We start from the raw sequence: 14,238 nt of genomic DNA on the forward strand, positions 1-14,238 counted from the left end.
CGCCTGGGTCCCTGCCCCCTCCGCCTCGCTACCCGACAGTGCCTTTGCCATCAATGGCTTGGCTCCGTGGCGTGAAAAAATGGCAATAAAAAAGGAGGCCGAAGCCTCCTCTTGTCTCATCCGGTCAAGGCTTACAGCGCCTTTAGGATGGCCTCGACGCTGGCCTTGGCATCGCCAAACAGCATCTGGGTGTTCTCCTTGAAGAACAGCGGGTTCTGCACCCCGGCGTAACCTGTGTTCATGGAGCGCTTGAAGCCGATGACGTTCTGCGCCTTCCACACTTCCAGCACCGGCATGCCGGCGATCGGGCTGCCCGGATCTTCCATCGCGGCCGGGTTGACGGTGTCGTTGGCACCGATCACCAGCACCACGTCGGTGTCGTTGAAGTCGTCGTTGATCTCGTCCATTTCCAGAACTATGTCATACGGGACTTTCGCTTCCGCCAGCAGCACGTTCATGTGGCCAGGCAGACGACCGGCCACCGGGTGGATACCGAAGCGCACCTTGACGCCGCGCTCACGCAGCTTGTGGGTGATCTCGGCCACCGGGTACTGGGCCTGCGCCACCGCCATGCCGTAGCCCGGGGTGATGATGACGGAGCTGGCGTTCTTCAGCATGTCGGCCACGTCTTCGGCGTTGGTCTCGCGGTACTCGCCCATCTCCTGATCGGCGGTCGATGCGACACCGTCGGAGCCGAAGCCACCGGCGATCACCGAGATGAAGGAGCGGTTCATCGCCTTGCACATGATGTAGGAGAGGATCGCACCGGAGGAACCCACCAGCGCACCCACCACGATCAGCAGGTCGTTGGAGAGCATGAAGCCCGCCGCCGCCGCCGCCCAACCGGAGTAGGAGTTCAGCATGGAGACCACGACCGGCATGTCGGCACCACCTATGCTGGCCACCAGATGCCAGCCGAAGGCGAAGGCGATCAGGGTCATCAGCAGCAGCGCGAAGGTGGAGCCACCGGCGTTGACGAAGTGGATCATCAGCGCCAGGGAGACCACCACGGCCAGTAGGTTCAGCTTGTGGCGATGGGGCAGTTGCAGCGGCTTGGAAGAGATCAGGCCACGCAGCTTGCCGAACGCCACTATGGAGCCGGTGAAGGTCACGGCACCGATGAAGACGCCGAGGAAGATTTCCACCAGGTGGATGTTCAGCATGGCGCCGGACAGGTGCTCGACCTGGGCGACGCTGGCCGCCTGCTCGAACGCCGCCCGGGCCGCGGCCAGGGTCGCATCCAGGTTGGAGCCGACGGAGACCACTACCTCAGCGGGTGCGGAGGGGTGCAGATCGATGAAGCTGTTGAAGCCCACCAGCACCGCCGCCATGCCCACGAAGCTGTGCAGTATGGCCACCAGCTCGGGCATCTCGGTCATCTCGACCTTGAGTGCCAGACGCACACCGATGGCACCACCGATGACCATGGCCAGGATGATCCAGTGCACGCCACTGGTCTCCGGGTTGAGTACGGTCGCGAGCAGCGCTATGGCCATCCCCGCGATACCGAACAGGTTGCCATGTTTGGCCGTTTCTTGCTTCGACAGTCCCGCGAGACTGAGGATGAAGAGCACGGCGGCAACGATATAGGATGCTGTTACCAGTCCTTGAGACACGTTAAACCCCCTTAATCCTTACGGAACATCTTCAGCATGCGCTGAGTGACGGTGAAGCCACCGAAGATGTTGATACTGGCAATCAGCACGGCGATAAAAGCCAATACGGTGACCAGGGTCGACCCTTGCCCAATCTGCAGCAGGGCACCGACCACGATAATGCCGGAGATGGCATTGGTGACCGACATCAGCGGCGTGTGCAGGGAGTGAGAAACGTTCCACACCACGTAGTAACCGACCACGCAGGACAGGATGAAGACGGTGAAGTGGGACAGGAACTCGGCGGGTGCTACCGCAGCCACCCAACCGAAGGCGGCGATGCCGAGGGCACCGAACACGAACTTCTTGTTGGAGGGCTTCTTCTCTTCGGCCTGCTTGGGCGCAACCTTGGCGGCTGGCTTCTGCGGGGCGGCGGAGACGGCGATGGCGGGCGGCGGGAAGGTCACTTCACCGGCCTGGATCACCGTCATGTTGCGCTGGACCACGTCTTCGAAGTCGATGGCGACGTTGCCGTCCTTCTCCTTGCACATCAGCTTCATCAGGTTGACCAGGTTGGTACCGTAGAGCTGGGAGGATTGGGCGGGCAGGCGGCCAGGCAGGTCGGTGTAACCGATCACCTTGACGCCGTTGGGGGTCACGAACAGCTCGGTCGGCTTGGTGTATTCACAGTTGCCGCCGGTCGCCGCCGCCAGATCCACGATCACCGAACCCGGCTTCATGCTGTCGACCATCTCCTTGGTGATCAGCTTGGGAGCGGGACGGCCCGGGATCAGGGCGGTGGTGATGATGATGTCCACTTCCTTGGCCTGCTGGGCAAACAGCTCCATCTCGGCCTTGATGAACTCATCGGACATGACCTTGGCATAACCATCGCTGGAGGCGCCATCTTCATTGCCGAAGTCCAGCTTGAGGAATTCACCCCCCATGGACTCGATCTGCTCGGCCACTTCCAGACGGGTATCGAAGGCACGCACTATGGCGCCGAGGGAACCGGCGGTCCCGATGGCGGCCAGACCGGCCACACCGGCACCGATCACCAATACCTTGGCAGGGGGAACCTTGCCGGCGGCGGTGATCTGACCGGTGAAGAAGCGACCGAACTGGTGGGCGGCTTCGACCACGGCGCGATAGCCACCGATGTTGGCCATGGAGGAGAGGGCATCGAGGGACTGGGCACGGGAGATCCGCGGCACCATGTCCATCGCCATCACATTGATGTTGCGCTCGGACAGCTTCTTGACCAACTCAGGGTTCTGGGCAGGCCAGATGAAGCTCACCAGGGTGGCGCCATCTTTAATCTGTGTGATCTCGGCATCGGTCGGCGCATTGACCTTGAAAATAAGGTCGGCTTGCCAGACGCTCGGCACCACGCTGGCACCGGCAGCCTCGAAGGCGGCATCATCGAAGCTGGCCAACGAGCCAGCACCGGCCTCGATGGCGACCTCGAAGCCGAGCTTTTTCAGCTGCTCAACGGTGGCCGGGGTCGCTGCGACCCGGGTCTCACCGGCGAGACTCTCTCTCGGTATTCCAATCTGCATGACTATTCCCTGATGGTTAATAAACAATCATTGCCCAGTCTCTCATGTCTGAGCCGACAAGGCATGACCAAAGTACAGGTCACGGGCCCTTTGTTATGAAAATCAGCAGGCTTCACCTCAACCTCCTGTCATGGTCAGGCCCCCACTTTTCAGGCGCGAAGGTGATTAGTATCAAATTTTGGAGTTTTATTACAACCGCAGCCCGGGCGGCGCCGGTACAGAATTCAGCCCATCCCGAGAGGGTATTTAAAAAAACAAACCAAATTAGCGACTTATACCAGCAAAATACGCTGGAAAAAGTGATCCAACCAGTCAAAAAAAATGTTTTGCCGGCCCTCTATCTTAGCGTTTTTTGTTCTTACGAAATCTATTCCTGGCTCACCTCGCGAGCCGAAAAGGAAAAAAGTAACCTTTTTGTAACGACCAGGGGGCCGCTCCCCTGCCATGCGGCAGGTTCGGGCCCCCTCGATTCGGTACTGCTGTCGACCGGATACGGCGCCGGCCGCTTACCAGGCCGCCTCATAAATATGCTGACTCTGCACCAGATCGATGTCGCCGTGCTCGCCGAGGGCGGTCATGCCGTGCTCCGCCAGCTTGGCCAGCAGGGTGTCGATGCCGGCGTCGGCCATGCCATAGTCCCGCAGCCGGGTCTTGAGCCCCATCCGCTCGAAGAAATCGCGGGTGGCGGCGATGGCGCCGTCGATGCGATCGTCCTCGCTGCCGCTGCGCAGGTCCCACACCCGCTCGGCGTATTGCAGCAGCTTGGCGTGTTTCTGCTCACGCTTGGCCTGCAGCAGGGCCGGCAGCACCACCGCCAGGGTCTGGGCATGGTCGAGGCCGTGCAGGGCGGTCAGCTCGTGGCCCAGCATGTGGGTCGCCCAGTCCTGGGGCACGCCGGCCCCGATCAGGCCGTTGAGCGCCATGGTGGCACTCCACATGATGTTGGCGCGCACGTCGTAATTCTCCGGCTCCACCAGCGCCTTGGGGCCCTCCTCGACCAGGGTCAGCAGCAACCCCTCGGCGAAGCGATCCTGCACCTTGGCGTTGACCGGGTAGGTGAGGTACTGCTCCAGGGTGTGGATGAAGGCATCCACCACGCCGTTCGCCACCTGACGAGCGGGCAGGGTATAGGTCAGCACCGGATCCAGCACGGCGAAGCGCGGCATCACGAACGGCGAGAAGAAGTGCTGCTTATCGCCGCTGCTCTTGCGGGTGATGACGGCGCCCATGTTCATCTCGGAGCCGGTGGCCGGCAGGGTCAGCACGGCGCCAAGCGGGATGGCGGAGGCCACCTCGCCACCGACGGTCTCGAGGATGTGCCAGGGATCCCTGGCCGGATCGTAGTGGGCGGCGGCGGCGATAAACTTGGTGCCGTCCAGCACCGAGCCACCACCGACCGCCAGCAGGAAGTCGATCTTCTCAGCGCGAGCCAGGGTCACGGCCCCCATCAGGGTCTCATAGGTGGGGTTGGGCTCGATGCCGCCGAACTCGAACAGGGACATGCCGGCCAGCTCGCCGCGGATCTGCGCCAGCAGGCCGCTGCGCACCACGCTGCCACCACCATAGGTGATCAGGATGCGGGCATCGGTGGGGAGCTGCTCGCGCAGCTGGGCGACCTGGCCCTTGCCGAACAGGACCTTGGTCGGGGTGTGCAGGGTGAAATTGTGCATCGACATTACCTTCATGCTGACAAGGCGGCGGGGCCGCAAAATGTTGATTGCATTTTTCTACAGGCAACCCCTACCATCAAGGCAACATTCTGCATATTGTTTGCCTATTTCTACAAAACACCATATTTTACCGGAGCCAGCATGCCCAATCGCTACGCCGAACTCGCCGCCAGGCTGACCCGCCATGTCGCTACGCCCGGCATCACCCCCTCCCCGGTGGAGCAGGTGAACCTCATCTACACCACCGAGTATCACGGCCGCACCCCGGTGCTCTACCAGCCGCGGATGATAGTGATACTGCAGGGGCACAAGGTGGGCTATCTGGCGGATCAGGTGTTTCGCTACGATCCCAACCACTACCTGCTGATGACACTGTCGCTGCCGTGCGAGTGCGAGTGCTTCGCCTCCCCCGAGCAGCCGCTCATCGGCTTCTCCATCGAGATCAACGTCGCCACCCTGCAGGAGCTGCTGCTGGAGCTGGGGGACAGCCTGCCCGCCCCGCCGCCCCAGCAGAGCGGCGTGCTGGCGGTACCGCTCTCCGAGCAGATGTTCTGCGCCGCCGAGCGGCTGATCGAGCTGATGGACAAGCCCCAGCACGCCAGGGTGCTGGGGCCGCAGACGGTGCGGGAGATGCTGTTCTACGCCCTCCATGAGGCGGGCGGGCCGGCGCTGCAGGCGCTCGCCAACCGCCACAACCACATGGGTCAGATAGCCCGCGTGCTGCGCCTCATCGAGCAGCGCTACGCCGACACCCTGACCATGGAGGAGCTGGCGCGGGAGGTGAACATGAGCGTCTCCGCCTTCCATCACCACTTCAAGGCGGTCACCTCCACCTCACCGCTGCAATACATCAAGTCGTTTCGCCTGCACAAGGCGCGCATGATGATGCTGCACGACGGCATCAAGGCGGGGGCGGCGGCGGCCAGGGTCGGCTACGAGAGCAACTCCCAGTTCAGCCGGGAGTACAAGCGCTTCTTCGGCAGCACGCCAACGGATCAGGCCTCCCGCTTCCGGGACGGCCAGCTGCGCATCATCGAAGGCTAAAAGAGAGGGATCCCCCATGCGTTCACTGCTTTGTCTGCTCACCGTTTGGCTGCTGACGGCCTGTACCGGCCTCGCCGACGGCATCCGTCCCATCACCGGCTTCCAGCTCGACCGCTACCTCGGCACCTGGTACGAGATAGCACGCCTCGACCACAGCTTCGAGCGGGGGCTGGAGCGGGTAAGCGCCACTTACAGCCTGCGTGACGACGGTGGCGTCAAGGTACTAAACAGAGGCCTCCAGAGTGATGGCCGCTGGCGCGAGGCCGAGGGCAAGGCCTACTTCGTGGGCAACCCGGACGAGGCGCGGCTCAAGGTGAGCTTCTTCGGCCCCTTCTACGGCGGCTACAACGTCATCGATCTGGACCCCGACTACCAGCTCTCCCTGGTGACCAGCTACAACCACGACTATCTGTGGATCCTCTCCCGCTCCCCCAACCCGCCCAAAGCCAAGGTGGATGCACTGATCGCCAAGGCCAAGGGACTGGGCTTTGCCACCGACCGGCTCATCTGGGTCAAACAGAGCCCCTGAGACTCACGGGAATGCAAAAGGGCAACCCGCGGGCTGCCCTTTTTTCTGGCGACAGGATCAGAGCCGGAAGCGGCCTATCTCCTGCTCCAACCGCTCGGTCAGCGCCTTGAGCTCCACCGCCTGGGTCGCCTCCCCCTGCGCCTGCTCGGCCAGCTCCTGGGAGACGTGGCGGATGTTCTCGGTGTTGCGGCTGATCTCGCCGGTGACCGAGGTCTGCTCCTCCGCCGCCGCCGCTATCTGGGTCGCCATGTCGCTGATGGAGCCGATGGCCTCGTTGATCCGGGCCAGGCTCTGGTTGGCGGCCTCCGCATCCTCCACGCTGGTGCCCGCCAGCTGACGGCTGGTCTCCATGCCGGTGACGGCGCGCCTGGTGGTCTGCTGCAGGGTCTCGATCATCTGCTGGATCTCGTCGGTGGAGTCGTGGGTGCGCCTGGACAGCACCCGCACCTCGTCCGCCACCACCGCGAAGCCGCGCCCCTGCTCGCCGGCACGGGCCGCCTCGATGGCGGCGTTCAGCGCCAGCAGGTTGGTCTGCTCGGCGATGCCGCTGATGGTGGCCAGGATGCCGCTGATCTTCTGGGCATGGGCATCCAGCTCATGGATGGTCTGGCTGGCATCGGCCACCTCGTCCGCGAGACCCGTGATGCTGCGCTGGCTCTGACCGACCTGGGACTGACCGGCGACGGCCAGCTTGACCGCCTCCCCCGAGGTGGTGGCGGCGAATTCGGCGTTGCCGGCGATCTCCTGAGTGGCGGAGGCCATTTCGGTCACCGCGGTCGCCACCATGACGATCTCGTCCTGCTGCTGGCGCACCCGCTGGCTGCGAGCCTCAGCACCCTGCGCCTGGACCCGGGACTGGGCCGCCAGCTCGCCGGTTACATCTCGCAAGCGGCTGACGATGCCGTGCAGCCGGGCCACGAACTGGTTGAAGCTCTGGGCCAGCTGGCCCACCTCATCCTTGCTGCGGGTGTCGATGTGAACGGTGAGATCCCCCTCGCCGTGGGCGATGTCGTGCAGCGCACCAGCCACCCGGCCGAGATCCTGGAACAGGTATTTGAAGGTGCTGGTCAGCACCAGGCCGAACACCAGGATCAGGCCAGCGCTGATGAGTGCCAGCTCGCCGAGCAAGCGCTGCAACGGCGCCATCAGCACATCCTCGTGCATCACCATGGCCAGCAGCCAGTCGGTGTTGGGGATGGGCAGCACCAGCATCTGGCTGTCGCGCCCGCCGATCTGCACCGCCTGCAGGCCACCCTGCTGGCTCATGCTCACCAGTCGGCCGGCATCCAGCTCGGGGGCCAGATCCTGGCTCTTCTTGAGCGCCAGCTCCTTGTTCGGGTGGGCGACGATGAGGCCGCTCTTGTCCAGCAGCATGGCGTAGCCATCCCCCTGCACCCGCATCGCCAGCACGTCCTGAATGAGCTGATCCAGCGCCAGATTGGCTCCCACCACCCCCACCAGGCGCCCTTGCTGCAGCACCGGCTCGGCCAGAGTCACCACCAGCTGCTGCATGGTCACGCTGACGTAGGGCTCGGTGATGATGAGTCGGCCCGCCTTGGCGGCATCCTGGTACCAGGGGCGCTCGCGCGGGTCATAGTTGCCCTTGTTGAGGGAGGGATCGTTGCGGGTCATGACCCCCTCCGCCGAGCCGTAATAGGCCAGCCCGAAGCCGCCGGAGCGCAGGGTCTGCTGCAGATGGGGCACCAGCTCGGACGCCGGGTGGTTGGCGATCACCTCGACCTGGGCGGTCAGGCTCTCGCGCCTGTCCTGCATCCACTTGCCGATCCCCTCTGCGTAGGCGCTGGCATAGTTGCGTGCCTCGCTGTCGATGGCACTCAGGGTCTGGCTCTTCAGGGTGTAGAAGGCGGTCATGCCGAGCAGACAGACGGTGATCAACACCACGCCCAGGCTGGTTGCGAGCAATTTGCCGCGAAGGGAAAGGTTCATGGAATGTCCTCATAGCGATATAAGTGGCGTCAAATAAAGCCTGCACACCTCGTGTGGACTATATCGACCAGAAGTCCCCGACCATGAACGGCCATTGCTTAATTTTTGATAGGTCAACAAGCGGCTAGCACCGCCAGGCCCAGAGGAGAAGGGAGCGCAATGAAGCAGATCGCCCAGGGTCGCACGGGCGCTAAGGCTAGCCCACCCGCGCTATGGCGGTTTTGGGGTGCAGCCTGCTGGCACCTGCGCCGGCAAGCGCTATCTGTGATAGGTTGGCACACCCATAGTTCCCAAGGAGACCCTCATACCATGCCCAGAAATATCGAGATCAAGGCCAGGATCGCACGGATCGACGCCCTCCTCCCCAAGGCGGCCGCCATCGCCGATCAGGGTCCCGTCGAGATAGCGCAGGATGATACCTTCTTTCGCTGCGAGTCAGGCCGACTCAAGCTGCGTACCCTGTCGCCCTCCGCCGGCCAGCTCATCTTCTACCGCCGAGCCGATCGGCAAGGCCCCAAGGAGAGCTTCTATCAGGTCACTCCGACGAGCGAGCCGGACAGCCTGCGAGAGACCCTCAGCCTGGCCTGTGGCCAGATCGGCCGGGTGCAGAAGACGCGCACCCTGTTTCTGGTCGGCAGGACCCGGATCCATCTCGATCGGGTGGAGGGGCTAGGCCACTTTCTCGAGCTGGAGGTGGTGCTGGAGGATGAGGAACCGCTCGAGGCGGGGATACAGGAGGCCCATGACATCATGGCGCGCCTCGGTGTGGAGCCGTCCCAGTTGATCGAAGGCGCCTATCTGGACCTGCTGGCCAAGACGCTGGCCTGATCGCAGGGTAACAAACAGGCCGCCCGCAGGCGGCCTGTTTCCATATGAAGGATCCTCACTTCACCCGTGCGATGGCGGTGTTGAGCCGCAGGTTGGTGGCCTCCAGACTCGGGCTCTGGCCATGGAAGTCGAACGTCAGCTCCACCCCCTTGCGAAACACCAGGCAGTGGGTCGAGCCGCCGAAGTGGAACATGCCGAGCTGATCCCCCTTCTTCACCCTGTCCCCCGCCTTCACCGTGATGTCACAGCTCGACACCTCGGCCATCCCCACCGGCACCACGCACATCAGGCCGATCTTGGGGTTGTCTGCCTCGATGAAGATCAGCGCCCGGGTCGCCACCGAGGTGAGGAAGGGCTGTGAGTTGTTGGGAGCACTGGGATCGGCGCCGTCGGCGTCGAGGAAGCCCTCGTGCTGGTTTTCCAGGTAGTAGGTGCCGTTGACCACCCGCACCTTGCGGATGGTGCCGCTCACCGGGCTGTGCCAGCGGTGGTAGCTCAAGGCGCTGAGGAAGGCCTGATAGACGGTGCCGCCGTCGAACAGCGGCGCCGTGTCGTCGAAGTCGAGCATGTTGTCGAGGGAATAGGGCTGACCCTTGAGCCAGAAGCGATCGCTGCGGCTCACCCCGCTCTTCACCTGCAGCGGGGCCGACTCGCAGGCGCTGACGATGACATTGTCGTCCTCCGGCGCCGACACCGGCCGCACGCCGGGGCGGAAGGTGCGGGTGAAGAACTCATCCCAGCAGCCGAAGCCATGGTATTCGGCCGCCGGATCGCACTGGAAGATGGCATCGAAGCTGTCCGGGGTCGGGTTGGCACCCTCCCCCAGGGCGGAGCGGGCCACCTGCATCATCTCGCCCTGGGCCAGCTTGCCGAGCCAGGGCACTATCAGGGTCTCCCTGTCCAGCCGGCTGACCGGCTCGGTCAGCACGTAGCGCGAGGCCGGGCTTTGCAGAAACTGCGCCCAGTAGGCGAGGATCTTCTTGAATTGTTGATTGATCAGGGCGTTGGCAAAGAACAGGTAGCCGGAGCGGGTCGCCATGGGCCAGTCGAGCAGGGCGTTGATGGGGAAGCCGATGAGCCCGGAGGGGGACTGGCTCGGGATATCCTGATAGGCCTCGGGCGCCGTGGTCATGATGCCGTTGAGCAGGATCAGGAAGTCGTCGAAGCTCTTCAGCTCGATCTGTCCGAGCGGCGTCAGGTGCTCGTGACGCCAGGCCTCCCTGAACATAGCGTCGGCCTGGGCGTGCAGCAGGGGATCCGACCTGACCAGATCCTGCAGCTGGGCGATGGGGGCCACCAGCGGCCGCGGTTGCTGCGCCACATACAGCTGGAGCCGTTTGATCCAGCGTGTGATGTGGGCCTGATCCTGTGGCACCCAGCCACCGGGGCGGGACTTGTTCAATCGGGTTTCAACGGCCTTGTTCATGACTCATCTCCTCGCATTGTCTCCACGCCCAGAATCCACGGCTTGAGCATCCATACTGACGAACCGCCACGCGCGCCCTAGGCAGCGCGTGGCACAGCTCATGTGGTGTAGCACAGGGACGAGAGCGGCACGACGGCCAGAAACGACAGGGCAGAAAGCGGCAATAGCGACTAGCGAAGGGCAACTGGGCCAAGCCCTTGAAAGGCAGGGGAAGCCAAGGCGTCAGGAGGAGAAGCGGAGCGGGGTCGCCGCAGAAAACCGGAAAGGCAGAAATGCGAAAGGCCAGCTCAATGAGCTGGCCTCTCTAAAAATGGCAGGGGCGGCAGGACTCGAACCCGCAACCATCGGTTTTGGAGACCGCTGTTCTACCAATTGGAACTACGCCCCTGCAACAAACGAGGCGAATTATACAAAGCCGGGATCAAAGGTAAAGGCTTTTTTTCTCAGTTTCGATGCGATCGAACAAATGACGAGCAACTCGCGCCAATTTGCCCGTTCTGGCTGGGTAACTCGCTGTATTTACAGCCTTGCCTGGGTAGGAAAGCCGCCCGAATGGGGGTAGGGTGGATGTTGGCAAGAGGAGGATGCTCATGCTCAATTACCGCCTACTTCAACAACTTGCGCCACTCAACTTCAGGGATGAGCGCAAAACCGAGTCTCTGCCCGATTATCTCGACCGGGTCGCCCCGCTGGTGCCTTTCATTCCCCAGAACGTACTGACCCAGTGGATTTACCGCCATTGGCGCGGTTTTGAGTCCAACTGGAGCTTTATCGATCTCGCCCGCCACCGCTTCGAGTGTGAATCCTGGAGCACGGAGCAGGTCGTGACCCACATCGGCTCCCGCCACATGGAGGTGATCGAGCGCTGGGGCGAGATGTTGCGCCACAATCGCTACGTGCGCCGCTCCTGGCTCGGCGAGGACATGCTGAGCCGGGGCACCTGGTCCGAGCCCATCATAGTGCTCGCCCCCGCCGCGGACGACTGCTACCCGGACGGGCGGCCACTGCCACAACCCTATTGCCTGCTGGAAGGGCACCACAGGCTAGGTTATCTGCGCAGCATGGCCGAAGATGGCTTGGCGCTGTCGGATCGGCACCAGCTGTGGGTTTGCCGACCCGTTCACGACACTTAAACGTTTTTACGGGCAAATCTTGCCTTTGAAATAAATTTTTGACAATTCGAAAAGCGACTCTATAATCTGTCCGGTTTTGAAAAAGGTCGGGACATGACGATGCAGTTTTTGAACAAGAAAACAGCCTTGCAGACGGGTGGAGCGCACCAGAGCGGCCCCGTTGTTTCCGGTTCCCGACCCACAGATCCCCAATTGTTTTTAAAAAGAGCCCCTGTTTCAGGGGCTTTTTTTTGTGCCCGAAAAACCTTCATTGATGTCAAAGGGAATGCAGACGATGGCCAATCCACTCTATAACAAACACGTCATCTCCATCTCGGATCTGACCCGGTCCGACATGGAACTGGTGGTCGCAACCGCCCAGCGGTTGAAGGCCGAACCCGACACCCGCCTGTTGAAAGACAAGCTGGTCGCCAGCTGTTTCTTCGAAGCCTCCACCCGCACCCGCCTCTCGTTCGAGACCGCGGTCCAGCGCCTTGGCGGCAACATCATCGGCTTCGCCGACGGCGGCAACACCAGCGCCAAGAAGGGTGAGACCCTGGCCGACTCCATCAAGATCATCGGCTCCTACTCCGATGCCGTGGTGATGCGCCACCCGAAGGAGGGCGCCGCCCGCCTCGCCTCCGAGTTCTCCCGCGTGCCGGTCATCAACGGCGGCGATGGCTCCAACCAGCATCCGACCCAGACCCTGCTCGATCTCTTCTCCATCCACGAGACCCAGGGCAAGCTGGACGGCCTCAACGTCGCCTTCGTCGGTGACCTCAAGTACGGCCGCACCGTCCACTCCCTGGCCCAGGCCCTGAGCCTGTTCAACTGCCGCTTCTTCTTCATCTCCCCGGAGGCGCTGGCGATGCCGGACTACCTGTGCGAAGAGCTGGAAGAGAAGGGCATCCAGTTCAGCGTGCACGAGACCATGGAAGAGGTGATGCCGGAGCTCGACATCCTCTACATGACCCGGGTCCAGAAAGAGCGCTTCGACGAGACCGAGTACAAGCACATGGCCGCCAAGTTCGTGCTGGAGCTGGCGACCCTGGAAGGGGCCAAGCCCAGCATGAAGATCCTGCATCCCCTGCCCCGCGTCGACGAGATCGAGGTGGCGGTCGACAAGACCCCCCATGCCTACTACTTCCAGCAGGCAGAAAACGGGGTCTACGCGCGCCAGGCACTGCTGGCACTGGTACTGAACGAAACTGTCTGAGCCGAGGGGAACACATCATGTCCGAGAAGAACCAACTGCAAGTCGAAGCCATCCGTCACGGCTCCGTCATCGACCACGTCCCCGCCGGCCAGGGCATCAAGATCCTCAAGCTGTTCCAGCTGATCGAGACCCAGGAGCGCATCACCGTCGGTTTCAACCTGAAATCCGGCGCGCTCGGCAAGAAGGATCTGATCAAGATCGAGAACACCCGCTTGACCGCAGAGCAGGCCAACCAGCTGGCGCTGTTCGCCCCCAAGGCGACCGTCAACATCATCGAAGACTTCGCCGTGGTGAAGAAGCACCAGCTGGAGCTGCCGGAGTTCATCACGGGCGTGTTCCACTGCCCCAACTCCAACTGCATCTCCCACAACGAGCCGGTGGACAGCTACTTCCGGGTGCGCGAGGTGAAGGGAGTGGTACGCATGAAGTGCAAATACTGCGAGAAGTCCTTCACCCAGGACATCGTCAGCGAACGTTATTGATATTCAGCTGGGCCCTCTGGGGCCCATTTTTGACCCCTGTCACATCACTCATTCCCCTTTTGGTTATAATTTGCCATCCCGCAACGGCTAGACATCGTTCATTCCCTGCCTCTCACCTTACAGTCAGAGTTTTTTGCTATTAAAAGCACTGATGGCAGGTTTCGTTCGATAGCCATTGGTCATAGTCAAAGGAAGCCATCGTGGTCAAGACCCCCAGTCGTCCCGTTGAACAAGAATCGGACCTGGCCCAGCTGGATGCCTGTCGCCAGATCATCGGCCAACACTGCTACAGCACCCAGGAAGAGATCCGCCGTGAGCTGGCCGAACGGGGCTTCGCCGACATCAGCCAATCCACCATCTCCCGCCTGCTGCGCCGCCTCGGCGTGGCCAAGGCCCAGAACGCCAACGGCAAGAAGGTCTACACGCTAGTGGATGACCAGCTGGAGCCCGCCGGCAGCACCCGCTCCATCCACGACATGGTGCGCGGAGTGGTCCATAACCAGCAGATGGTGCTGGTGCACACCACCCCTGGTGCCGCGACCGTGGTGGCCCGCCTGCTGGATCGCAACGCCGATCCCGAGATCCTGGGCGCCGTGGCCGGCAACGACGTGGTGCTGGTCGCCCCCCGCCATATCAGCCGCACCCGCCTGGCCCACGCCGCCGTGGTGCGCACCCTGGCGCAGGCGCGCTGACGACTTACCTCCCCCGAATACAGAAGGCGACCCCGGGGTCGCCTTTTTACTGCCTCTCTTGCTTGCCTCACTCTGTTTCACCTCTGCCTCAGGGCGAGTGCCGCCCCGACCACCAAGCGCGGCGGCCACGCGCTGATA

General features: G+C 62.6%; 12 protein-coding genes and 1 tRNA gene. 7 read left to right on the plus strand and 6 right to left on the minus strand.

Annotation, left to right across the window (positions count from 1 at the left end; translation table 11 throughout):
- Positions 1 to 131: 131 nt before the first annotated feature.
- From pntB to yqhD, 3 genes are all read right to left on the minus strand, one after another.
- Positions 132 to 1,616: a Re/Si-specific NAD(P)(+) transhydrogenase subunit beta gene (gene pntB / locus AACW18_RS20205; RefSeq protein ID WP_218292023.1), complete on the minus strand. Its 1,485-nt coding sequence runs from the start codon at positions 1,614 to 1,616 to the stop codon at positions 132 to 134.
- An 11-nt stretch (positions 1,617 to 1,627) separates the two neighbouring features.
- Positions 1,628 to 3,154, minus strand: a complete 1,527-nt coding sequence (locus AACW18_RS20210) for a Re/Si-specific NAD(P)(+) transhydrogenase subunit alpha (protein ID WP_042654362.1) — start codon at positions 3,152 to 3,154, stop codon at positions 1,628 to 1,630.
- 506 nt (positions 3,155 to 3,660) lie between these two features.
- Positions 3,661 to 4,824, minus strand: a complete 1,164-nt coding sequence (gene yqhD, locus AACW18_RS20215) for an alcohol dehydrogenase (protein ID WP_218389669.1) — start codon at positions 4,822 to 4,824, stop codon at positions 3,661 to 3,663.
- A 141-nt stretch (positions 4,825 to 4,965) separates the two neighbouring features.
- On the opposite strand from yqhD, the gene AACW18_RS20220 reads away from it, so the two are divergent.
- Together AACW18_RS20220 and AACW18_RS20225 are read left to right on the plus strand one after the other, a co-directional pair.
- Entirely contained in the window at positions 4,966 to 5,868 is a 903-nt protein-coding gene (locus AACW18_RS20220) for an AraC family transcriptional regulator (RefSeq protein ID WP_218389670.1), read from the plus strand.
- 16 nt (positions 5,869 to 5,884) lie between these two features.
- A complete protein-coding gene (locus AACW18_RS20225; RefSeq protein WP_218389671.1) occupies positions 5,885 to 6,397 on the plus strand; it encodes a lipocalin family protein in 513 nt (170 codons plus the stop codon).
- Positions 6,398 to 6,454: 57 nt separating this feature from the next.
- Here AACW18_RS20225 and AACW18_RS20230 read toward each other — a convergent pair whose 3' ends face one another.
- Positions 6,455 to 8,344 carry a methyl-accepting chemotaxis protein gene (locus tag AACW18_RS20230; protein WP_218389672.1) on the minus strand — a complete coding sequence of 630 codons (1,890 nt, stop codon included), beginning with the start codon at positions 8,342 to 8,344 and terminating at the stop codon, positions 6,455 to 6,457.
- A 309-nt stretch (positions 8,345 to 8,653) separates the two neighbouring features.
- On the opposite strand from AACW18_RS20230, the gene AACW18_RS20235 reads away from it, so the two are divergent.
- Entirely contained in the window at positions 8,654 to 9,172 is a 519-nt protein-coding gene (locus AACW18_RS20235) for a class IV adenylate cyclase (RefSeq protein WP_218389673.1), read from the plus strand.
- Positions 9,173 to 9,227: 55 nt separating this feature from the next.
- On the opposite strand, the gene AACW18_RS20240 is transcribed toward AACW18_RS20235, so the two are convergent.
- Positions 9,228 to 10,598 (minus strand): phosphatidylserine decarboxylase family protein, encoded by a 1,371-nt coding sequence (locus tag AACW18_RS20240; protein WP_218389674.1) that lies wholly within the window; start codon positions 10,596 to 10,598, stop codon positions 9,228 to 9,230.
- Between the two features lie 311 nt (positions 10,599 to 10,909).
- A tRNA-Trp gene (locus AACW18_RS20245) sits at positions 10,910 to 10,986 on the minus strand.
- Between the two features lie 202 nt (positions 10,987 to 11,188).
- Between AACW18_RS20245 and AACW18_RS20250 the strand changes: the two genes are divergently transcribed.
- The 4 genes from AACW18_RS20250 (at position 11,189) to AACW18_RS20265 (ending at position 14,100) form a co-directional block, all read left to right on the plus strand.
- Positions 11,189 to 11,731: a hypothetical protein gene (locus tag AACW18_RS20250; RefSeq protein WP_218389675.1), complete on the plus strand. Its 543-nt coding sequence runs from the start codon at positions 11,189 to 11,191 to the stop codon at positions 11,729 to 11,731.
- Between the two features lie 274 nt (positions 11,732 to 12,005).
- Positions 12,006 to 12,926, plus strand: a complete 921-nt coding sequence (gene pyrB, locus AACW18_RS20255; protein ID WP_042654472.1) for an aspartate carbamoyltransferase — start codon at positions 12,006 to 12,008, stop codon at positions 12,924 to 12,926.
- Positions 12,927 to 12,943: 17 nt separating this feature from the next.
- Positions 12,944 to 13,408: an aspartate carbamoyltransferase regulatory subunit gene (pyrI, locus tag AACW18_RS20260; protein ID WP_005318436.1), complete on the plus strand. Its 465-nt coding sequence runs from the start codon at positions 12,944 to 12,946 to the stop codon at positions 13,406 to 13,408.
- A 200-nt stretch (positions 13,409 to 13,608) separates the two neighbouring features.
- Positions 13,609 to 14,100: an arginine repressor gene (locus AACW18_RS20265; protein ID WP_042042602.1), complete on the plus strand. Its 492-nt coding sequence runs from the start codon at positions 13,609 to 13,611 to the stop codon at positions 14,098 to 14,100.
- Positions 14,101 to 14,238: the final 138 nt, after the last annotated feature.

The organism is Aeromonas sp. sia0103 (assembly GCF_963895295.1).
Classification (GTDB): Bacteria; Pseudomonadota; Gammaproteobacteria; order Enterobacterales; family Aeromonadaceae; genus Aeromonas; species Aeromonas encheleia.